19 protein-coding genes and 1 pseudogene are annotated in these 22,665 nt (G+C 32.1%); 7 read left to right on the forward strand and 13 right to left on the reverse strand.

The genetic code is table 11. The features are described 5' to 3' along the window. Nucleotides 1-510: 510 nt before the first annotated feature. On the forward strand, nt 511-1,515 hold the full coding sequence (locus tag ACF91D_RS08035; protein WP_107527798.1) for a fatty acid desaturase: 1,005 nt from the start codon (nt 511-513) through the stop codon (nt 1,513-1,515). A gap of 269 nt (nt 1,516-1,784) precedes the next feature. Here the strand turns inward: ACF91D_RS08035 and mmuM are convergent, their stop codons facing one another. The 10 genes and pseudogenes from mmuM to ACF91D_RS08085 form a co-directional block, all read right to left on the reverse strand. Further along, nucleotides 1,785-2,693, reverse strand: a complete 909-nt coding sequence (mmuM, locus tag ACF91D_RS08040; protein WP_107527799.1) for a homocysteine S-methyltransferase — start codon at nt 2,691-2,693, stop codon at nt 1,785-1,787. Continuing rightward, complete coding sequence (locus ACF91D_RS08045) at nt 2,694-4,031, reverse strand: amino acid permease (RefSeq protein ID WP_107512600.1); 1,338 nt, start codon at nt 4,029-4,031, stop codon at nt 2,694-2,696. 581 nt (nt 4,032-4,612) lie between these two features. Further along, nucleotides 4,613-6,520, reverse strand: a complete 1,908-nt coding sequence (locus tag ACF91D_RS08050) for a BglG family transcription antiterminator (protein WP_119624525.1) — start codon at nt 6,518-6,520, stop codon at nt 4,613-4,615. A gap of 36 nt (nt 6,521-6,556) precedes the next feature. After that, nucleotides 6,557-7,942 carry a glycoside hydrolase family 1 protein gene (locus ACF91D_RS08055; RefSeq protein ID WP_107527488.1) on the reverse strand — a complete coding sequence of 462 codons (1,386 nt, stop codon included), beginning with the start codon at nt 7,940-7,942 and terminating at the stop codon, nt 6,557-6,559. Nucleotides 7,943-7,950: 8 nt separating this feature from the next. Beyond that, nucleotides 7,951-8,268, reverse strand: a complete 318-nt coding sequence (locus ACF91D_RS08060; protein WP_042738027.1) for a PTS sugar transporter subunit IIA — start codon at nt 8,266-8,268, stop codon at nt 7,951-7,953. Between the two features lie 6 nt (nt 8,269-8,274). Then, nucleotides 8,275-9,569 (reverse strand): annotated as a pseudogene (celB, locus tag ACF91D_RS08065) (PTS cellobiose transporter subunit IIC). A gap of 16 nt (nt 9,570-9,585) precedes the next feature. Further along, on the reverse strand, nt 9,586-9,897 hold the full coding sequence (locus ACF91D_RS08070; protein WP_107512596.1) for a PTS sugar transporter subunit IIB: 312 nt from the start codon (nt 9,895-9,897) through the stop codon (nt 9,586-9,588). Nucleotides 9,898-10,210: 313 nt separating this feature from the next. Further along, nucleotides 10,211-11,095, reverse strand: a complete 885-nt coding sequence (locus ACF91D_RS08075; RefSeq protein ID WP_107512595.1) for a DNA/RNA non-specific endonuclease — start codon at nt 11,093-11,095, stop codon at nt 10,211-10,213. Between the two features lie 217 nt (nt 11,096-11,312). Continuing rightward, nucleotides 11,313-13,775, reverse strand: coding sequence for a heavy metal translocating P-type ATPase (locus tag ACF91D_RS08080; RefSeq protein WP_232161485.1), 2,463 nt, complete (start codon nt 13,773-13,775; stop codon nt 11,313-11,315). A 31-nt stretch (nt 13,776-13,806) separates the two neighbouring features. Then, complete coding sequence (locus ACF91D_RS08085) at nt 13,807-14,127, reverse strand: ArsR/SmtB family transcription factor (RefSeq protein WP_107527487.1); 321 nt, start codon at nt 14,125-14,127, stop codon at nt 13,807-13,809. 223 nt (nt 14,128-14,350) lie between these two features. On the opposite strand from ACF91D_RS08085, the gene ACF91D_RS08090 reads away from it, so the two are divergent. The 4 genes from ACF91D_RS08090 (at nt 14,351) to ACF91D_RS08105 (ending at nt 19,205) form a co-directional block, all read left to right on the forward strand. Then, nucleotides 14,351-15,595 carry a Glu/Leu/Phe/Val family dehydrogenase gene (locus tag ACF91D_RS08090; RefSeq protein ID WP_107527486.1) on the forward strand — a complete coding sequence of 415 codons (1,245 nt, stop codon included), beginning with the start codon at nt 14,351-14,353 and terminating at the stop codon, nt 15,593-15,595. Nucleotides 15,596-15,824: 229 nt separating this feature from the next. Further along, nucleotides 15,825-16,772, forward strand: a complete 948-nt coding sequence (locus ACF91D_RS08095) for an agmatinase family protein (protein WP_107527485.1) — start codon at nt 15,825-15,827, stop codon at nt 16,770-16,772. A gap of 16 nt (nt 16,773-16,788) precedes the next feature. After that, a complete protein-coding gene (locus ACF91D_RS08100; protein WP_107527484.1) occupies nt 16,789-18,012 on the forward strand; it encodes an Nramp family divalent metal transporter in 1,224 nt (407 codons plus the stop codon). 413 nt (nt 18,013-18,425) lie between these two features. Continuing rightward, nucleotides 18,426-19,205: a MurR/RpiR family transcriptional regulator gene (locus ACF91D_RS08105; protein WP_241958667.1), complete on the forward strand. Its 780-nt coding sequence runs from the start codon at nt 18,426-18,428 to the stop codon at nt 19,203-19,205. 237 nt (nt 19,206-19,442) lie between these two features. Here ACF91D_RS08105 and ACF91D_RS08110 read toward each other — a convergent pair whose 3' ends face one another. After that, nucleotides 19,443-19,853: an Lrp/AsnC family transcriptional regulator gene (locus tag ACF91D_RS08110; protein ID WP_107528055.1), complete on the reverse strand. Its 411-nt coding sequence runs from the start codon at nt 19,851-19,853 to the stop codon at nt 19,443-19,445. Between the two features lie 115 nt (nt 19,854-19,968). On the opposite strand from ACF91D_RS08110, the gene ACF91D_RS08115 reads away from it, so the two are divergent. Continuing rightward, a complete protein-coding gene (locus ACF91D_RS08115) occupies nt 19,969-20,730 on the forward strand; it encodes an MBL fold metallo-hydrolase (RefSeq protein WP_119624524.1) in 762 nt (253 codons plus the stop codon). Between the two features lie 13 nt (nt 20,731-20,743). Next, nucleotides 20,744-21,148 carry an ester cyclase gene (locus tag ACF91D_RS08120; protein ID WP_119624523.1) on the forward strand — a complete coding sequence of 135 codons (405 nt, stop codon included), beginning with the start codon at nt 20,744-20,746 and terminating at the stop codon, nt 21,146-21,148. A gap of 510 nt (nt 21,149-21,658) precedes the next feature. On the opposite strand, the gene ACF91D_RS08125 is transcribed toward ACF91D_RS08120, so the two are convergent. Next, nucleotides 21,659-21,754, reverse strand: coding sequence for a type I toxin-antitoxin system Fst family toxin (locus tag ACF91D_RS08125; protein ID WP_107527822.1), 96 nt, complete (start codon nt 21,752-21,754; stop codon nt 21,659-21,661). Nucleotides 21,755-21,912: 158 nt separating this feature from the next. Beyond that, complete coding sequence (locus tag ACF91D_RS08130) at nt 21,913-22,653, reverse strand: SDR family NAD(P)-dependent oxidoreductase (protein WP_119624522.1); 741 nt, start codon at nt 22,651-22,653, stop codon at nt 21,913-21,915. Between the last annotated feature and the right edge of the window lie 12 nt (nt 22,654-22,665).

Consider the following 22,665-nt stretch of genomic DNA (forward strand, 5'->3'; position numbering starts at 1 on the left):
AGATAAGAATGTAATTTTCAAGTATAGTGATGAGCGATATTTATGGTTGCACTCACGCATATTCCACTTTACTTAATTATGTTCAAAATAGCTCAACCACGCCTTTCTCAAGTCTTTAATTGATCATTATATTGCTATCTAAATTAAATCTTGATAATGCTTGGTTGTATAATATTCCTTTTATCAGAAAATTACAACTAATTATGCAAAAAAATTTAAATAATATTGCACTCTTTAATTAATTGCCATTTTAACGCAATAAATTAATTATATAAGAAAAAATACACTATAATAATTAAATATACATAATTTGTAATATAAATGTATTTTATGTTTGGATGCAATATTTGTTTTCCATTTAAAATAGTGCTATTTTGCAATTAAATCAGTTAATTTACACTATTCTTCAACTAACTTTTGTAATAGTAACCACTTTTATATACAATTGATTCATTGCTTTGTAATTAAACATATTAATTTATATTACTTAGCACAGAAAGTATGGTGAATATGGAAGCAGAAAAAAAGAAATTATTACGCAAGATGGTTAAACCTTTCGAGAAGACAAGTTATACGAAAAGTACGATTCAAATTATAAATACATTATTACCATTGTTGGCACTATTAATAGCAAGTGGATTACTATATCAACTTCATTGGTCATTAGCCATTTTATGTAGTGCTGTTGCAGCAATATTTTTAATTCGTACATTTATAATCTTTCATGATGCTTGTCATGGATCTTATCTCAAGAAACAAAAGCATAACGATTTATTAGGCAATGTCACTGGATTCTTAACATTTTTCCCTTATAGAAAATGGCGAAGAGAACATTTAATCCATCATGCAGGTAGTGGAAATCTTGAAAAGCGTGGAATTGGTGATATTTGGGTTATGACAGTAACTGAATATAAATGCGCATCAACAACAAAGCGCTGTCTCTATAAAATCTATCGTAATCCTTTTGTCATGTTTGTCTTGGGGCCTTTTTTCTTGGTACTTATATCTAATAGATTTAACGCAAAGGATGCAAAATTTGGCGAAAAAAGAAATACTTGGTTGAACAATATTGTCCTTATCATATTATATGGCAGTCTTATCTACTTATTAGGTGCTGGACAATTTTTCGCAATTTTCGCACCAATGGTCTTTATTGCTGGTATGATTGGCATTTGGTTATTTTATATACAACATACCTTTGAAGATTCATATTTTGAAGAACCATCTGAGTGGGATTATGTAAAGGCAGCAATTGAAGGTAGCTCGTATTATAAATTACCTAAATTAATCCATTGGATTACTGGAAATATTGGTTATCATCATGTACACCATCTCAATCCCAGAATCCCAAATTACGCCTTAGAAGCGACCCATAAAAATGTAAAACCGTTACATCATGCAACATCTATTACCTTGATAGAAAGTTTGTCATCGTTAAAATTCAAATTATATGATGAACAGAAAAAATGTTTCATCACATTTAAAGAATTTTCACTACGTTATAAGATGGCATAATCTAAGAAAATATAATAAATGTCTGTAGTACAGTAACTTTTGAATAAGCCTCCCAAAAGTTATCTTTTGGGAGGCTATCTTTATACAAGTCCTTCAACTTAATCAAATTCTCTTTACAATTGAATATATGTCGATGCTCAGTCTCAATGACTCAACTTGTTACCTTTGCTATCTCACTTCAATCATTAAACTTTATAAATTAAGACAAATGCACTTAGCAAAAAATTATCGTCACTGATTTCTTCAAAGCAAGTATTTCCAATCCTTTATTATTCATTGATTAACTTAGCTATTTGTTTAATATCTTCAGGTGTTGTTTGACAACAACCACCGATAATTGTTACCCCTTTGCTAATCCAAGTTGGTATACTTTCTAATATTGCGCTTGTATCACCTTCGTCTTGCCATATTTTCTCATTGGCATCATAGATTGCACCACCATTAGGATACAAAGCAAGCGTTTGTGGTAAATCCTGTAAACCTTTGTCCAATGCTTTATTTACAGCACTAACATGAGAACAATTGATACCAAAAACCGGTACTTCACTATGATGCAACGCAATATATTCACAAACCTTTTCAAAAGGTGTGCCATCGGACAAATCACCTTCTGCATTGACCGTCACCGATATCCAAAATGTACACGTTGGATACTTCGGTATGATAAATTCCACCAATGCCTTGATTTCATTAAAATTAGGCACTGTTTCAAATACAAAATCTACGATTCCTTTTTCGACTAGACGATCAATACGTGTTTGATGAAATTGATAATAATCTATATTACTTAAATTATAATCACCTGTATATTCTGAACCATCACTTAAATACGAACCATAAGGCCCAAGACTCCCCACTATCACTTGTTGAGTTGTAGTTGCATGATAAACCGTTTCTATCGCAGTATTATAAATATGGTCAATATCTTCAATTGTTAAGCCAATATCTAAAAAGGTCGCTGCACTTGCTTGATAGGTACTAGTTAATATAATTTCAGCTCCAGCATCTACAAATGCTTGATGCGCTTTATAAATCTCTTCGGGCTGTTGTCTCAACACTTCACTAGACCATAGCGTTGAATTTAAATTGCATCCAGCTTGCTCTAAAGTAGTAGCTAAACCACCATCTAACACAATTGCCTTTGAACCTGTGTGTTTGATTTTTTCTAATAGTCGCATTTAAATAGCCCCTTTTTTATTGTATTTAATAAAATAATAAATGAGTGCAATCAGCGCAAATGGCACCCCAAAATATAGTGCTGGCGCTTGATTAGGATCAAATATCATTCCAACACACGACACAAAACATAAACAAAACCCTGTTACCGGTACCCATTGTTGTATCTTTAACGATTTATCGCGACGCTTAGCATTAAAATATGCTAGACAAATACTCATCCACACAATTACAACTGCTAACCCTGCTATTGATACCAACACAACATATAATGAATCTGCAGCATAAACACTTGATAGCAATGCCAACAGACCACCCAACATACTAAATAATGTTGCACGAACAGGCATTTTAAATTTATTTAACTTACCAAACCATACTGGGAATAACCCTTCATTTGATAAACTCCATATCATTCTACTAGCTGCATACAATCCAGAATTTGCCGCTGAAAGCAATGCTGTTATAATTACAAGGTTCATTAAGTCGCCCGCATAAGGAATACCCATTCTTTGAAATATAACAACAAAAGGACTCTCTAATGACTTACCTTGGTAACTTGGAATTAATATAGAGATAATAACCATCGTGCCAATAAAGAAAATAACTAGACGCCAAAGTGTTGCTTTGATTGCCTTAGGAATAACTTGTTCAGGATTTTTAGTTTCACCTGCAGCAATACCAATTAATTCTGTACCACTAAATGCATAATTCACTGCCAACATTGTCAAGAATACCGAACCTAAACCATGTGGAAATGTTGGATCTGTATAACGATGCTTAATCGTCTCAATACCTTGATAACCATTATAATGTAATAAACCAACAATAACTAAAGCTCCCAACGCTATAAACACAAATATCGTCACAACTTTGATTAATGAAAAGTAAAACTCAACCTCTGCATAAAAACGTGTTGATACAATATTAAACACTAGAATTAACAGGATTGCTAACGTAGCGAATACATAAACTGGTATATGAGGGAACCATTTTTGCATTAATAATCCAACAGCAGTAAATTCAGATCCTAAAGCTACTGTCCATGTTAACCAATAGAACCAAGCTACAATATAACCAATTGCTGGATGAATATATTTATTTGCATAAATATGAAAACCTCCCGTTTCAGGATGTTTCATCGCAAGTTGCCCCAAACATAACATCACTAAATATACTAATAACGAACCAATTACATAAGACAATACAGTTCCTAATGGTCCCGCTTGCTGTAATGTATAACCAGAACTTAAAAACAACCCAGTACCAATGACGCCTCCAAAACTAAGTAACATTAAATGCCGTTGCTTCATCGCTCGTTTGAATCTCACTTGTTCCATACTTTCACCTGATCTCTATGTAATTTTGTGCACTATCCTTTTATGTATAATTAAACATTTTATTAATGTCTGAAAATTTAGTCAATGGTAAATCAATAAGATTACTCAGGAATAAAAGTAAAAATACTAAATTGATGTTAAATTTTTACTATTTAAGTTATAACGCCTATCAAACACTTATTTTATTATTATTTCTATTTTTCAAATTCTGTTCATCCATTACATTCAAAATAACTATTATAATTTTACACTTGCAAGGTTCGATTTTGTCAGTTATATATTTAATAACCCACATCAATTTGTATAATTGCATCGATCAATTACACAAATATCAATAATTATCGTATTTTGGCAAGACTCCTGAGGGAACAGGACAAGCTGAAGACTACAGGCTGAAGCTGTCTCCTAGGAAAGCGAGCCAATAATACTAAAATATTTAATAAAAAATCCCTAAGATAAATGAATTATTCATCTTAGGGTTATTTTTTTCAGGATTAATATACTAGACGCTTAAAATATAAAATAATAAATTATTGCTATTTATCTTTCATAACTATTATTTATAGGTGTCCATTAACACCTTAATTTAATTTTGTTTCATTGCTTATCGTTTTATAAGCCAACCTTAAGTCAGCATTATTTTGTTGACTTATTAAATTCAACACAACATTAAAGTCATTAATAATATAACTCAATTTTTTAAATATAGGTTTCATATCAACAGTAGTATGTTGTTTCAATCCAAGACAAAATATAAGTTGCACTTCCTTAGTCTCCCACTTTATCGGTTTATCCAGTTTAATTACATATATAAATGACTGTTTGGCTTGAGGTGTGACTGGATGTGGCACTGCAATTAAATTTCCATATGCTGTTGTTGCTACTGCCTCTCTTTCATACACTTGTTTCAAAAAATTGGGTTCGATGTAATCTAATTGCTTTAAATCACTTTCTATTGCGGTTAATAATGTTTCTTTAGAATTGATACCATTTTTCAAATCAAATATTTCTATCAGTTGCTCATTCTCATTTTTATCGTAATTGTTTATAAAATGATTTAATTGCAAAATATCCTCTTGAGTTAAAATTGTATTAACAGTGATAACTGGCACATCATATTCCCTTGATAGTGGTACTGTAGCAATGATTAAATCTGTATTTTTAAGTGTTTCTTTACTCAATTCATACATTTGTTGAGAATTTGTCATAGTTAATGCATTTCCAAAATTCTCAAGTAATTTATACTTTATTAATTCTGAACTTGCCATGCCAGAAGCACAGACGATAGTCGCTCTGATTTTTTCTGTTACTGATTGCGATTTTTGTAATACTAATTGAAAATGTAATGCTAAAAACCCAATCTCGCTCTCTGAAATTTTTATCTTAAATGCTTCTTCAATAACCTTTCCTCCAACTAAAGCAATATCAAATGCATAGGGATAATTCTTCTTTATCTCAGTTAAAATAGGGTTTCTAATATTCATCTTGTACTTATAACGATTGATTGAAGTAGATAAGTGTAATGCCAAATTTTTCTTTAATTCTAATTCATTATCCAAATTAATTTGAAAAACATCCTGAATTTTATTAAACATTTGATGAATTAAATCGTTAATTTCTTTACGATCTATGAGTTCATATTTCTTTGAAACTATTCCAGATGCCGCAATATGTGCTTTAATATATTGTTTTTCTTCAATTGGCAATATAACATCATAACGTTGTTCGAGCAGACCTACAATTGCTTGAAAGAAATGTTTCAATTCAGCATCGTAATATTCAAAATTCTGAAATATATTATCTTTATCGGCTATCATAAATTTATTGTCAACTCTGAACATGGCAATATAAATATGAATTACCAAATTTTCAAGTTTAACGTCTGGAATTGTAATTTGAAATTGATTTATTAACTTAATCAGTTGTTCTTTTAAATCATTGATTTTATCTGTATCAAATGTGTGTTTGTGATAAGGTTTATCGAGCAACATATTTGCAATGGCATATCTTTTTTGAAATTCAGAACCTTCTATTTTCAAACCATAGTACGGACTGGATATCAGTTGTAATTCATATTTATCAAGTTCGTTTCTAATAACCTTTAAGTCCTTTTTCACTGTCGTGTCACTGACATACATACGTTCACTCAAACGTTCTATTTTGACGTAATTATCTAATATGAGTAATTTACTCAATATAAAATGCACTCTGCTTTCCTGATTATTAAAATTCAACAACTCATCTTTAAGATATTGATTATTAATGAATAAATTGAATTTGCTTTTATCCTTTATATCGATTTTGTAACCAGCGGATTTTTTTGATTCAATATAAAAACCATGCGTTGCTGCGATGCCGTTGATCATTTTTATATCATTTCTAATTGTCCTTGGTGAAACGCTTAAACTTTTAGCTATAAATGCTCCTGAAACATAACAATTTGTGTGGTTATATAATAGTCTGATAGTTTCTAATGCCCTTTTATTCATGCGCTCACTTCCATTATCTTTATCGTTTTAAAGGGACTATACTTGATAATCAAATTGGTTCGTTTCAGCTAAAGCTTTAAACCAATAACCACTTTTCTTAATTGTTCTTTTTTGATTTTCTAAATCTACTGAAATAAACCCATATCTATTTTTATAAGCATTCATCCATGACCAATTATCCATAAATGTCCACATATGATAACCATGACAATTAGCGCCTTCATCAAGCGCTCGATGTAACCAATATAAATGATCCTGTAAAAAACGAATACGATAATCATCTTCAATACGCCCATCTTTTAAAAAGCGCTGTTCATTTTCTACTCCCATACCATTTTCAGAAATAAATGATTTGATATTACTATAATTTTGTTTCAAGTTAATCATTATATCGTATATCCCTTTAGGATAAATTTCCCAACCTCGATATGGGTTCATCTTTCGACCAGGCATTTCATAATTGTCAAAATAATATTCCGGTTTAAAAGGTGCATTCGGGTTTGGTAAATTATCTTTTGCTTTGATTCTTCTTGGTTGATAATAATTTACGCCTAGTAAATCAATCGTATTTTGCTTTATCACCTGTAAGTCTTTCGCTTCATACTCAGGTAACAAATCATGCTGTTCTAATATTTCTATTAAGCTACTAGGGAATTCTCCTTTTGTAACAGGATCTAAAAAGCTTCTATTAAAAAATAAATCTGCAATTTCGGCAGCTCTAACATCAGCATGGTTATTACTTCTTGGATATGAAGGTGTCAAATTTAATATAATGCCTATTTCACCTTGATAACCTCGTGATTTAAACAGCTCAATTACTTTAGCATTTGCTAAAATGGTATGAAACGCAAATTGAATACCTCTTTTAGCGTCGTTCACGTCTGGATAGTGAAAATTATAAAAATAACCACCTTCTACTGGAACGATTGGTTCGTTAAACGTAAACCATTTCGTTACTCTATCTCCAAACAATTCAAAGCATGTTTGTGCATAATCTAGGTAATGTTTCACCACGACTTTGGATTCAAATCCACCTTGTTCTTGCTGTTTCAATGGCATATCAAAGTGATATAAATTAACAAATGGTTCAATATCATTACTAATTAATTCGTCAATTACTTTATTATAAAAATCTACTGCCGCTTCGTTTACATCACCTGTCTCTTGATTAATCAATCTAGTCCATGAAATTGATAACCTAAATGAATTATGTCCAGTCGCTTTCATCAATTGAATATCATCTTTATAGGTATAATAAAAATTAGATGTTACATCCGGACCGACCTGATCAAAAAAGCGATTTGGTTCTTGTTGATACCAATAATCCCAATTTGTTTGATCATCTATATTTTGTGTCCCTTCAGTTTGTGTTGCACTAGCTGCACTTCCCCACCAAAAATGTTTTGGAAATGAAATATTCATCCTATCACCTATCCCTTTTCATTAATATATTGGTACAAATCGATAAATTCATTGGCCATGTCTTTAATCGTTATTGCATTCATTAAGTGATCTTGTGAATGAATCAAGATTAAATTAAGTTCATAGTTCTTTCCTTGTGCTTCCGCTTGTAATAGTTTGGTTTGGAAGTTATGGGCCTTATTTATTTCTGATGCTGCTTCTGCTAATTTTTCTTGTGCAGCATTGAAGTCATTGTCCTTTGCAAATTGTATTGCTTCCATAGCGCTTGATCTACCATTTCCCGCAAGCAAGATGATTTGAAAAGCCATTTCTGTATTATTCTCCATAAAGCATTACTCCTCATTCTGTTTATTTTTCTGCTCTTGTTTAAAGTAACCATTATCTAGTACCTTAAAGAATGGTAACCAAATGATAAAAGTAACTAATAAATTGACTAATTGTAATACAGCACCTTGCCATGCATTTCCTGTTGCTAAATAACCACTTATAAATATTGGTGTCGTCCACGGAACTATAACTCCAGAAGGTTTAGGTACTAGCCCTAATTGCATTGAAAAGTAGGTAATTAAAGTTACAACAATGGGTGCAATAACCCATGGTATAACTATGATTGGATTCATTATGATAGGTAGTCCAAACAATATCGGTTCGTTTACATTAAATATAGAAGAAGGTGCACCAAGCTTACCTATTTCTTTATTTTGTTGACTACGTGCAATAATATAAATTAATAAAATTACTGCCATTGTGCCACCAGTACCACCCATACCTACTAAAAATGTATCAACAAATTGCTTTGTTATAATATTTGGCAGTTCTTGATGTGCTTTAAATGCTTCTAAATTCTCATTATTTAAGGAGTACCAAATCGGATCGAAAACAGTATTGACAATGATTTGACCATGTAACCCGAAAAACCAAAATACTTGTATCAATAACACTGCAACAATTGTTGCAGGCAATCCACTACCTAATGCTGTCAATGGTTGCTGTAATACTGTATATATAAGATTTTGTAAAGTTTCAAATGGTGTAAATGAAACTATAATTCTAATCAATAACACTATTGTTAAAGTGGCAGAAATAGGTATCAATGCACTAAATGACTTTGATACTTGCTCCGGTACACCATTTGGCATTTTAATCGTAATTTCCTTTTTACATAAGTAGCTATATATTTCACAACTCAACATCGATACAATTAATCCTAAGAACATTCCCTTTGCACCTAGAATTTCAACAGGTATCACACCCTGTGTTTTCCCTACAATTTGTGGCGTCAAAATCAGCACACTACTTAAAGCAGTGACTGCTCCATATATTCCTTCAAACCCATTTTTTTGGTTAATTTATATCCAATACCGATAATGACAAATAGTCCCATTATTGATAATGTTGATTCTGATGCTGGACCTACGAGTTGTTGCCATGTAGCAAATTGCTGTTTGGATAAAATTTTATCTAAAAATGGAAAATTTGAAATTACAATGAAAATTGATCCAAATATGATTAATGGTAAAGCCACCATAAAACCATCACGTAAACTTGAAAGGTACTTATTATTATTTAATTTATCGGCTATTGGTAATAAAATATCTTCCAATTTTTCCATAAATTTACTTTCCATACTTTCACCCCCCTTATTACTCAATTAAATTCAGTGCTTGTTTTAGCACTCCAGCACCATCAATGCGTCCATAAGCAACCGTATCTATAACATCAATAGGAATACTAATATTTTGTTCTTTGACATGTTTTTCAAATTTTCTCTTCATAAATCGCATTTGTGGACCAATTAATAAGACGTCATAACTATTTAACATTGAGAAAGCATTGTCACTAGACACCGCATCAATTTGAACTGATAAATTTTGCTCTTCTGCTACCTCTTTCATTTTTGAAACTAACAAGCTTGTAGACATACCTGCCGAACAGGATAGTAATATTTTTTTCATCATTCATCATCCCTTTCTTTATGTTGAACCCATCATACAATGTATACGCTTACATATTAATGATTACTTTTTCCACTATTAACGGCAATTTTGTTTACTGCTTAAAATGCTTATATCACTCAACAGCTAAACTATACTTTTATCTAACGCTATAACGATGTAAATTAAAGCCAGGTACTGACTTATATACAAGAACATCATCACTTAATAAACGGACACATCAAAAAACCTTTCAATGAAATAATTTCATCGAAAGGTTTTGAGTTTATTTTTGGTTACATCTATTGTTAATTGCTATTTTGTTACATAGGCTTTAGCCATTATGTGTGCCATCTTGATAATTAATTTTTACACCTTTTTGTGTGTTAGACACCCATACATTTATATTTACTGTTTGACCTTCGTCATTTACAGAATAAGCTCTTACGTGCGAACCCCTAGGAAGTAACTCACTGCCTTGATAAACTGGTGTCACTTTATAATACACTTTAGTTTGTGGATGTTCGTGAATCGCATTACGAATTTGTGTTTCAGCATAACCCATTCCTCCACCATTACGGTCTCGATTAGTCCCAACATTTTGTGCGCGTGTACCCAAGGTAAGATTATGTGTTTCCATATCTCCTCCTAGTGACCAAGCTAATGAATGTGATTTATTATAAATATAGCCTCGATAGCCATTTAACTGCAAAATTTCGTTATTAGATTCTTCTCCCTTCCACGCTTGCTTTTCAGGATTGTATACACCGTCTTTATATTCACCAGCAATATGTACACCATAATCAAACGCTGGTCGCTTTCTAACCTTTGAAGAATGACTTTCCACAGACTGCTGCGTTACTAATGCAGTAACAGTTCCAGCTCTACCATATTGATCTAATTTCGGATAAATTACCCAGAACTTTTCACGACTATATTTATCAAGTAACTTATTATCTGCTGTTGTTAAATTTGTTTTATTATCATTAATATAGGCATAATTTTCACTATTAGTATTAGCGTTAATCAGATCAATATCTGCCTTTGTAACCTCAGGCTTGGATGTATCGTCTGAGTCTTGTTGTAAATGCTTAGTTAAGGTTTCTAATCCTTGCTCTACCTTATCAAAATCTGATTGTGTAAAGTTCCCATCACTATCACATGCGGTTAATAATGTTGTCGTTAATATAATAAGGGCAATTACTTTAAGTATTTTCATGATAGTTGAACTCCTGCTTCAATTTAATTTATAACACGATTTAAATTAACTCTATTCGCTTACTTACTTCAATGATAAAGACTATAACTGATTTTAAAAGAGGCATAATTACATCAATTATGTGTAACAAACAATTTTAAGGTACATTTATCGTTTTTTCACAACAAGACATTCATATGAAATTCATTTTTTAATAATTTCATTATATATTAAGACATCATATCTTGATTCCTTTCAATAACCTCAATGCATTCAAGACAACTAATACTGCAGCCCCTGTATCACTTAAAATGGCTAACCACAGCGTGAGCCATCCAGGAAAGACAAGCATAAAAGCAATTAATTTTATAATAATAGAAAAATAAATGTTTTGTTTGATAATTGCAGTCGTTCTTTTACTTAATTGTATCGCATAATGAACATACTCTAATTTATCTGTCATCAACACTACATCTGCCGTTTCCATTGCTGTATCTGTACCGATACCACCCATTGCAATACCAATATTACTCGTTGCTAATGCTGGCGCATCATTTATGCCATCTCCTATCATACCGACAACTTTACCTTGCTGTTGAATCATTGCTATTTGGCGCAATTTATCTTCTGGTAATAATTCAGCATAGTATGATTTTATGCCCGAACTTCGCGCAATATTTTTCGCGGAACCTTTATTATCTCCTGTTAACATTATCGTTTCTTCAATACCACAACGTTTTAACTTCAGCATAGTTGCCTGTGTTCCTTCACGTACTTTATCACTCAAAGTAATATAGCCAAGTAATTGTGACTGACTAACAATAACGACTACCGTTTCGCCTTGAGTCATATGATTTAAAATAGCATGCTGATATTGAGTAACTTTGTCATTTATGCTAGCTACAAATGACATATTACCCGCGAAATATCTTTCACCCTTTATGACAGCACTAATACCTTTGCCAGGTATATTCTCAAATGTTTCAGGTTGCATTGAAGTTAAATTATTCTGCGCATCAGTATAATTTAATATTGCTTGTCCAATCGGATGAGATGATTGTGATTCAAGGACTTGTGCTATTGCAATCAACTGCTGTTTGTCACTATCAATTTCTACAACTGATTGAACCGTTGGCTCTCCTGTAGTCAATGTGCCTGTCTTGTCGAACGCCAGAACATTTAATGAACTAAGCTGTTCTAGATAACTGCCCCCTTTAATTAGAATACCGTTTTTAGCAGCATTACCTATAGCAGTCACAATTGCGACAGGTGTTGAAATCACTAATGCACATGGACATGCGATGACCAGTAATTCCAATCCTTTATAAATCCAGCTCCCCCATGTACCAACGGCAAATAATGGAGGCACTATCATAACAAGTAGAGCCAATACAAACACTACAGGTGTATATATTTCTGCAAACCTATCAATAAAACTCTGTGTTGGTGCCTGTTGTTCTTGTGCAGTTTCAACTAAATCAATAATGTGTGCCAGCATGGTTTGTTGTTCTGTTTTAGTCACTTCAATTACTAATGTATTATCCTCATTAATAGTACCAGCATAGACCTCATCACCCATACTTTTATTTACAGGTATAGACTCACCTGTTATTGGAGCTTGGTTTATCGCTGATGTACCTTCTATAATCACACCATCTAATGGCACACGATCACCTGGTCTAATTTGAATTATGTTTCCAACAGCAATACTGGCAACGCTTTGTTCTGACCAATCATCTTCTTGTTTAACTCGTGCTACTTGTGGTGTTAGATCCATAAGTGATTGGATAGACGCCCGGGTCTTTTCTATGGAAGCTTGTTGTAAACTTGTGCCTATTACAAATAATAAGATGACCATTGTCGCTTCAAAGTATTCTCCAAGTAACACAGCACCTATAATTGCAACTGACATCAATACATTCATATCTAATCGTTTAGCCTTCAAGGCAAAAATGCCACTTTTTACCGTTTTAAATGCGCAAATGATAATTGCAGTTAGTAGCAATGTATTAACTAAAATATCTGACATATTAAAGTAAGTGAATAACCAAGCACACAACAGTAATATTAACGATATCAATGGCAATTTAAATAAAGTCAGTATCGACTGTTGTTGGGTTTGTTCATTTGATAGCGTCGCACTATATCCCAACTTAAATACTTCTTTAATAACCTGTTTGGGCTGTCCATTATATTGTAAAGCTAACTTTCCAGTTGCAAAATTAACGTTCGCTCGATCTACATAATCTAATTGACTCATATGTTGTTCTATCGTTTTGGCACAATCATTACAATCCATACCCTGAATCTTAAATACTGTTTCAGTACCAGCATTACTAAGTACGCTTACACCATAGCCTAACTGTTCAATCGTTTGTATGACTTGCTGTATATCTTCCTTGCTATTAACATTCAAATGTAATTTTCCATTTGCAAAACTAATACGCGCATCTTGAACAACATTTAGCTTTAGTACTGATTGTTCAATGGTCTTAGCACAATTATTACAATCCATACCTGTTATTTTAAGAATATAATTTGTTTCTGCTGAATGTTTAACTGTTTGAGAGTCAGCTTCACTGTTATTGCTATGATCATTCACTTCATGTAAATTTGTTGTGCAACAATGATTATCGTGCGCTTCTACAGCCTTATCATGATGCCCTTGCAAATTGTTGCCTTTATACTGTTGACGACTCACTCATATCAACTTCTTTCTATACTAATACTAATTATTTAATATGATACTGACATTTTTTTGTATCATCTTGCGTTTCTATAATCACTGTATCTATAAGTGTTAACAATGTTTTCACACTATTCGTTGTGAGCTTATAATACACATACTTACCTGCTTGTCTAGAAGTAACTAAACCACAGCCTTTGAGGCAAGCTAAATGTTGCGACACGCTAGATTGACTAATTTGAGTTGCTGACACAATTTGATTTACGGTACATTCACAATCTTTGATTAATTCTAATATTTGTAGACGTATAGGATTGGATAAACCATGAATAAAATCTGCCCTCTCCTCAATTGTTATAAAATCCAAATCTCCACCTCATATTATTTCTATTTAATATGTTTCATATTATCATTTTCTAATATGAATGACAAATGCTGTCATGACGCGATCTTCATAATTTTTCTTGAAAATATTTTCTGAATTTTTCGATAAATATATAAAATTTTATTGATTTTAATTCTCAATAAGGCTAATATTTGTATTTCAAGTATGTATAAATATAGAAGATATTTAATAAAGGGGTTATATTATGACGGAAGAAAGTAATTTAGTGTTATCAACGCAACAAGTAACTAAAGCTGCTTTACATAAATTAGGTTTTGATGAGGGAATGTACGAATTAATCAAGGAACCATTACGATTTCTCGAAGTACGTATCCCTATTCGTATGGATGACGGAACAATGAAGACATTTACCGGATACCGTGCGCAACATAACGATGCAGTTGGTCCAACTAAGGGTGGTATTCGTTTCCATCCGGATGTTAATAAAGATGAAGTAAAGGCACTATCAATGTGGATGACATTGAAATGTGGTATTACCAACTTACCATATGGCGGTGGTAAAGGCGGTATCATTTGTGACCCAAGACAATTGAGTCAACAAGAGTTAGAACGCTTATCTCGTGGATATGTAAGAGCAGTGTCACAGTTCGTTGGACCTTCTAGTGATATTCCTGCACCAGATGTATATACAAACCCACAGATTATGTCGTGGATGATGGATGAATACAGTAAGATCAACCGTTCTAATGCTTTTGCGTTTATAACTGGTAAACCATTGGCACTCGGTGGCTCATTAGGCAGAAATCGTGCTACTGCATTAGGTGCTGTAATAACTATTGAAGAAGCTACAAAACGTAAAAATATTAATATCTCAGATTCACGTGTCGCAATTCAAGGTTTCGGAAATGCTGGTAGCTTTATTGCTAAAATTTTACATGAAATGGGAGCAAAAATTGTTGCAATTTCAGAAAGCTATGGTGCCCTGTATAATCCAGATGGGTTAGACATTGAACATTTAGTGGAATTAAAGGAACAACACGGTCGCGTAACACATTTATTTGACGATGTGATTCCAAATTCAGATTTACTTGAGTTAGATTGTGACATTCTAGTACCTGCCGCACTATCTAATCAAATTACAGCTGACAATGCACCAAATATTAAGGCAAACATTATTGCAGAAGCTGCTAATGGTCCAACAACACAAGAAGCAACTGCAATATTAAACCAACGTGGTGTACTATTAATTCCCGACGTTCTTGCTAGTGCAGGTGGCGTAACGGTATCTTATTTTGAATGGGTACAAAATAAGCAAGGTTATTATTGGTCTGAAGATGAAGTAGAATCAAAGCTACGTGACAAAATGGTCGAAGCATTCAACACAATTTATGATTTAGCTGAAGATAGAAAAATGGATATGCGTTTGGCAGCTTATGTATTAGGTATCAAACGCACTGCTGAAGCATCTCGTTTCCGTGGTTGGGCATAATACAACCTTTTGATATTACTTCACGTTCCATAACACTTCGCTATTACATCACTGCGGTACAATGCTTAAATCTTCGCAAAATTACGTTCCCTATTCGCCTTTAAACTAAACTTAGTTTCTAACTTTCCCAGGTAATATAAATTATATAAGTAATTGAGTATTTACATTCATTTGAAATACAAAACAATAATTTATATAATTATTTACAACAAAGGGGAGGAATTACATTATGAAAAATAATATATATGGTAATATACCTTGTTTTTTAAATAGTAAGAACCTAACTAAGTCACAAACATTAGATACGGATGTCATCATTTATGGTGCACCATTTGAAGGTGAAAGTACTTGGGGAGATTATACAGGTGTCGAATTAGGACCTAAACAAATTAGATCTAGTTCAGCACGTTATAGTCAGTATTTACCGGAATTGAATCACATCAATATTAGTGATCATTTATCACTGGGTGATGTAGGCGATGTCCCATTTGTAGCCCATGACAATAAGCAAAGTTATGAAAATATTGAAGACTTTGTAAAGCCTTTATGGGAAAGTGGCAAATTTCTTGTCGGCTTTGGTGGTGAGCATGGTGTTACATATCCAATTTTAAAATCCTTAACAGAAACTACAGGAAAAAAAGTTGGTATTATACATTTAGATGCACATTACGATAATATGCCAGATTATGAGGGTGAAATTTACGCACGTAACACACCATTTATGCACTTATATCATACTGATGGTATCAGAAATGAAAGTATTATTCATACCGGTATTCATGGTCCTAGAAATAAACCTGAAACCGGAAAATACGCAAATGAAGCTGGCGCAGTTACAATTACTATAAACGATATTCGTGCTGCAACTAACTTAAAACAATTCGCAAGAGACATATATAAGCAAGCAAGCAAAGATGTCGATGTCGTGTACTTAACGATTTGTAGTGATGTTTTAGACTTTGCCTTTAATCCTGGTGGACCAGTTGATGGTAATGGCATGACCTCATATGAATTACTAACGATGATATACGAATTCGGCACACTCGGATTATGTGGTATGGATTATGTTGAGGTTTATCCAATGAATGATCCAAACCAAAATTCAGCTCATTTTGTATCTACTGCCGTACTGTATGTACTTGCTGGACACGTTGCCTATTTAAATACAACTAAATAACTGAGGAGTGGTGTAGATGTTTAAGGATGCGAAGAAACTATTTAAGTCTATTGGTCCTGGAATGATAATCACAGCCTCATTTATCGGTCCTGGTACTGTCACAACAATGACCCAAGGTGGCGCAGGATTTGGTTATAGTTTATTATGGGCGGTTGTCTTTTCAATTGTAGCAACAATTGTTTTACAAGAAATGATTATTCGTTTAAGCCTTGTTACACGAGAAGGTTTAGGCGAAGCGATTCAAGATTTATTCGCCAATAAGATAGGTAAATTAATCATCGTTTGGTTTACATTAATTGCCGTAACACTGGGGTGTGCCGCATATATAAGTGGTGATTTAATTGGTACTTCACTTGGTGCTGCTTATTTATTACATTTGCCTGAAAATGCAGTAGCCCCCATCATTGGTGTAATTATTTTATTAATTGGTCTGTTTGGTAACTATCGTTTTTTAGAGAAAATCATGATATTCCTAATGGTAATCATGGGCATTATATTTATTACAACAATGATTGTCATCAAACCGGATATTATTGGAATCTTAAAGGGTATCTTTGTGCCGACTATTCCTAACGGCTCAATTATAACTATTATCGCATTAATTGGTACCACAGTCGTTCCTTATAATTTCTTTATCCATTCTACTGCAGTACATGAACGCTTTGGTGATATCAAAGAATTAAAATTTGCACGTTGGGATACAATCATATCAATTTCCATAGGTGGTATTATTTCAGCTGCTATTCTTATCGCAGCAGCCACTTTAATCAAAGGTAAAGAAGTTACCAGTATCATCCAACTCGCAGGTCCATTAGAACCCGTGTTAGGCAATGCAGCACCATTTGCTATAAGTATTGGTTTATTTGCAGCTGGATTATCTTCAGCAATTGCCTCACCAACTGGTGCAGCTGCTACCATCAGTAGTTTACTCGGTTGGCAAGGTGGCATGGAAAGTAAAAAATACAAATTTGTATTCACATGTATCATTATTATTGGTATTATTACATCCGCATTAGGATTCGAACCATTGCAAGTATTACTTGTTGCACAAGCACTAAACGGTATCATCTTACCAACAGTGGCCATTCTGATATTTATTGTAATTAATAAAAGGAATTTAATGGGCAACTATGTCAATACTGTGTGGCTTAATATCATCGGTGGTATCGTCGTAATCGTCGTGACATTCTTAGGTGTATACAGTCTTATTGATGCAATTAATAGCTTTATACAACGTTAATATAAAGTTATAGTTCAAAATGTAATTTAACTTATTCTGCTATTTCATTGCATATCTAATATTTATCAGCACCTAATTTTAACGAGCAACGCCATTAAATGAATTTTCCAATTCATTTAATGGCGTTTTTTCCTACTATAATATTTATGTCAATCTTTCTAAATTACAACTATTACGATGAATGAATAGTAAATCATATTAATACAAATACTCGGTCTCATGCCATTTTATATTCTAATTATTTAATTCTGTCACAACAACAGTTTCTGTTATTTTATTACTCTGAATTCTATACTGTAATATTAAAAGTTGATGACGAGTAAAGGGGCAAACGAAAGTTATGAATCAAACTTTTGATCTAAAAGCTAAAATTGTAAGTACCAAAAAAACAGCAAAAGCTATGCGATTACATTTTGAAACACTTCGAAGATTTAGGATTAGTGACTATCAAAGAATTAGCAAAAGATGCTGAAGTCGGTATTTCCACAGTTATGCGTACCATACACGCTTTAGATTATGACAATTCCAATGACTTTCGCAGAGATATCTACAATAGCGCAATACCAAATGATTCCAAATTTTCTCTTAAAAATGCATTTATCGAAGGTGGTAAAGTAAAATCCCATACATTGACACACGTATGGGATAAAAGTCTTTCATTGCTAAATCAATCACTGAAACCTGATTTAATTTCATCATTTGACCAAGCAATCAATTTAATTGAACAAGCAAATAATATTTATGTATTAGGTACACGACCTTATAAAACAACAGCACTCTACTTAGAACATTTATTAAATGAATTTAATTTAAGTATCCAGCAACTGAGCTATGATACAGATGCCATATTTGATAAAACTAAAAAAATGACTAACAGTGACTTGCTTATTGCATTTTCATTCGAACCTTATACTTATTCAGTAATAAACGCTGTCAAAGAAACCAAACAACAGGGAAACGACATCATCTTAATTACCGATCATGATACATCACCATTAATTGAATTTAGCAATGTTACATTAAAACTATCTGTAAGAAAGGATCATTTTTCTATTTTGCCAATCATCGCCTTAATTGATGCCATCGTATTAGAATTAGGAAAAAGAACCTCCGAAACATCCCTTAAACATTTAGAAAAACTAGAAGAAGTATTGAATAGAAATCACGTCACTTACAATACTTCTAATAACTAGTTAATTATATTGATAAATTAAAAAATTGAAACATAAATACTAAAAAGCCAGTAAATGATATCAATACGCATTTACTGGCTTGAGTTTGACCTATTTATATTAAAAATGGTTTTAATCTTTCGTAAATATAAATTAGATCCATATATATTATTGATATTATCACTCCATAATATTTCAACCTATGAAATAGCTATAATTTAGAAATAAATAATTATCATATGCTTTAATTTTTAAATTCTAGTATAAAACAGTTGAAACTTTGTAATTGGCAAATTGATTTAAGGTCTCTAAAAAATCATTAAGATGTTTATTATTAGGAAATCTACATTCTAGTAAATAACATCCATCTCCAATAATTTTATAATCATTTAAAATATATATGTTTTGTTCATTTATGAACTCCAAATAAGGTTTATGTGAAATTTTATGCATATAGATATTAATAAAAGCATGTATATCACAATCTAAGCTCTTTTGATTAACAACAATTGTATAGTTTTGTATAACTCCATCATCTTCTAAACGAGCAACTCTTGTATTAACAGCTTGTCCTGTTAAATTAACTTTCTTTCCTAAAGACTTCATTGTAATTTTAGAATTATTTTGAAGCTCTTTGATAATTAACTTGTCAGTATCATCTAAATTCATATTATCCCGCCTTTTTCAAATATCAATTAAATATCCAAAATCCTTTTCAAAAGATTATGTTTTTTATTTAGTAATCAGAATAGAATTACAGTATAACAAATAGGAGGTTTTTATAATGAATATAACTCATGTAAGAAATGCAACTTTAATAATTGAATATGCAAATAAGACAATTTTAATCGATCCTATGTTAGGTGAAAAAGGTTCATTTCCGCCATTTCCAAATGCACCAAGAGATGATCAAAATAATCCATTAGTTGAATTACCCATGGAAATTAACGATATTATATCAAATATAGACATTGTGATTTTAACACATTTACACTTAGATCACTTTGATGAAGCTGCACAAAGATTGTTGCCTAAAGATATTAAAATATATACACAAAATAACGAAGATGCAGAAGAAGTTAAAAATGTTGGTTTCTTAAATGTAGAAGCATTAGAAACTACAAATCATATTGACAACATTAATATTATTAAAACACCTGCACAACATGGTCGAGGTGAAATTCTTCAAGTAGCTGGTAATGTATGTGGTTTAATATTACAAAATGAAAATGAACGAACATTATACATCGCTGGAGATACAGTATGGTATGAAGAAGTTGAAAAAACATTAGAATCTTACCAACCAGAAATTGTTGTCGTTAATGGAGGAGATAACCAATTTAATATGGGCGGCTCTTTAATTATGAATGAAGTGGATATTCATAAAGTTGCCAAAACAGTGCCTGATTCCAAAATTATTGTTGTCCATATGGAAGCTGTTAACCATTGGAACTTATCAAGAAAAGATTTAAAACAATTCGCTGCAACAAATAATTTTGATTCGCAAATTATTATACCGGATGATGGAGATAAATATAAATTTTAAGTGAGGTAATATTATGGAAAATAGAGAAGAAATGATAAAAGGATTTTATAAACTCATTGAAAATGAAAATTATGATGAATTAAAAGAGTTTTGTCATAAAGACTTTGTATTTTATCCACAAATAGATACACCTTTTTATGGTATAGAAGGATTAAAAGCTTCAGAAAGAAAAAACTTCTCTTCGTTTCCAGGTTTTAAAATGCCAGTGAAAGAAATTATTTTAGATAATAGTGATAAAGCGGCAGTATACTTAACCTTTGAAGGTAAACATACTGGGACACCTTTCAACGGTATAAATCCTACTGGAAAATTTGTAAAATTTTCACTAATGATGCTTTTAAAATTTAAAGATAACAAAATTATTGAAAAAAGATCACATGTTGATGTAAATGATATTATTAAGCAAATTAAAAAATAGAATTGCATAGATAAATAAGGAAAACAACTTAAACTATTAAGTTGTTTTTCTTATTTATTAGGTAAAATCATTCTCATATATCAAATAAAATTACACAACAATCTATTTTGTATGATTAAGATATCTTATATTTAATATCATCTAAAAAACATATTAATTTTTCACTAAGTATAAATAAAAAAGAGCAGAAAGGGTAAATAGCATCGTGAATAAACATCCAGATAATAAAATACTTGTTGCTCGCTCATTATAAAGTCCTTTTATTATATATAGTATGGCTGCAAAAGAAACAGTAATTACCATTGCCGTAAAGAAAACTATTACAAGAATTCCTATAATACTCTCGATCTTATTTCACCTCCTATATAAATACTATTTTTGCATTCCAAAACACTATGATGCTATAATGTAATTAACAAATAGAGTGTTTACATGGTAAACACCGAGCCCGATAACTATGTCAGTAGTTATCGGGCTCTTTTTTGGTGTATTGGTTATGTCGTCGTCGGATTATTGATCACGCTTGTTTAACCAATGTGAAAACAACGTAATTATAACTCCAACTATGATAGAAGCTACAAGTGCTACAAATAGAGTGTTTAACATGGTGTCACCTCCTTCCATGTTAATTAAAACACAGAAGTACAACGACGACTTTTATATTATACCATCTGTATCTTTTGAAACGTATGCACTTCCGATAATCATCTTTTATGTAAATTATTTGAAGGATCAAGTGAAATAATAATAAATTACTAATTTAATTAAGCATCAGTACCTAAAGTCATGCCACCATCCACGACTAGTTCTGCTCCAGTACAATATAAACTTTCATCAGAAGCAAAAAAAGCAATGGCCTTTGCTATATCTATTGGCTTTCCAATTCTATGAAGAGGTATGGAATCATAAAAAGAGTTTCCGCCTTTACTTTCCGAAAACATTCCTGTATCGACGCCACCAGGGTGTATCATATTAACGCGTATGCCATAATCACCTAATTCTATAGCTGCAGCTTTTGACATAGTAGAAATCGCAGCTTTTGTAGAGGCATATAGAGATGATTGATTAATAGGAGAGAAAGAAGAAATAGAAACTGTATTGATAATAGAACCTTGTTGTTGATTTTTCATTTGTGTTGATACAATTTTCATTCCTAAGAATACTCCTATTTGATTTGTATTTATCAATGCTTGGTATTCTTCTAATGAGGTATTTATAAATGGTTTACGTAAATACATGCCGGCATTATTTACGAGTACATCTATTTGGCCAAAAGTTTCTATTAGTTTATCTACGGATAATTCCCAATCTTTTTTATTAATAACATCTAATTTTAGAGGGATAGCACAACTTCCTAATTCATTAGAAACTTGCGTAGCTGCTTCTAAATTTCTAGCTCCAACACCAATTTTCGCACCTAAAGAAACAAAATACTTTGCTACTTCCTTTCCTTGCCCTCTATTTGCTCCTGTTATTAATACAACTTTATTTGTTAGGTCTGACAAACATACTCCTCC

This window comes from Staphylococcus sp. 231237_7MaSpsaltlick, assembly GCF_043107035.1.

Bases quoted from the DNA above. Each gene is read 5' to 3' on its own strand.
- ACF91D_RS08095 (WP_107527485.1), top strand. From the start codon at position 15,825: ATGAAAAATAATATATATGGTAATATACCTTGTTTTTTAAATAGTAAG.
- ACF91D_RS08045 (WP_107512600.1), bottom strand. From the start codon at position 4,031: ATGGAACAAGTGAGATTCAAACGAGCGATGAAGCAACGGCATTTAATG.
- ACF91D_RS08120 (WP_119624523.1), top strand. From the start codon at position 20,744: ATGGAAAATAGAGAAGAAATGATAAAAGGATTTTATAAACTCATTGAA.
- ACF91D_RS08060 (WP_042738027.1), bottom strand. From the start codon at position 8,268: ATGGAGAATAATACAGAAATGGCTTTTCAAATCATCTTGCTTGCGGGA.
- ACF91D_RS08100 (WP_107527484.1), top strand. From the start codon at position 16,789: ATGTTTAAGGATGCGAAGAAACTATTTAAGTCTATTGGTCCTGGAATG.
- ACF91D_RS08110 (WP_107528055.1), bottom strand. From the start codon at position 19,853: ATGAATTTAGATGATACTGACAAGTTAATTATCAAAGAGCTTCAAAAT.
- ACF91D_RS08090 (WP_107527486.1), top strand. From the start codon at position 14,351: ATGACGGAAGAAAGTAATTTAGTGTTATCAACGCAACAAGTAACTAAA.
- ACF91D_RS08125 (WP_107527822.1), bottom strand. From the start codon at position 21,754: ATGTTAAACACTCTATTTGTAGCACTTGTAGCTTCTATCATAGTTGGA.
- ACF91D_RS08055 (WP_107527488.1), bottom strand. From the start codon at position 7,942: ATGAATATTTCATTTCCAAAACATTTTTGGTGGGGAAGTGCAGCTAGT.
- ACF91D_RS08070 (WP_107512596.1), bottom strand. From the start codon at position 9,897: ATGAAAAAAATATTACTATCCTGTTCGGCAGGTATGTCTACAAGCTTG.
- ACF91D_RS08115 (WP_119624524.1), top strand. From the start codon at position 19,969: ATGAATATAACTCATGTAAGAAATGCAACTTTAATAATTGAATATGCA.
- ACF91D_RS08050 (WP_119624525.1), bottom strand. From the start codon at position 6,520: ATGAATAAAAGGGCATTAGAAACTATCAGACTATTATATAACCACACA.
- ACF91D_RS08075 (WP_107512595.1), bottom strand. From the start codon at position 11,095: ATGAAAATACTTAAAGTAATTGCCCTTATTATATTAACGACAACATTA.
- mmuM (WP_107527799.1), bottom strand. From the start codon at position 2,693: ATGCGACTATTAGAAAAAATCAAACACACAGGTTCAAAGGCAATTGTG.
- ACF91D_RS08035 (WP_107527798.1), top strand. From the start codon at position 511: ATGGAAGCAGAAAAAAAGAAATTATTACGCAAGATGGTTAAACCTTTC.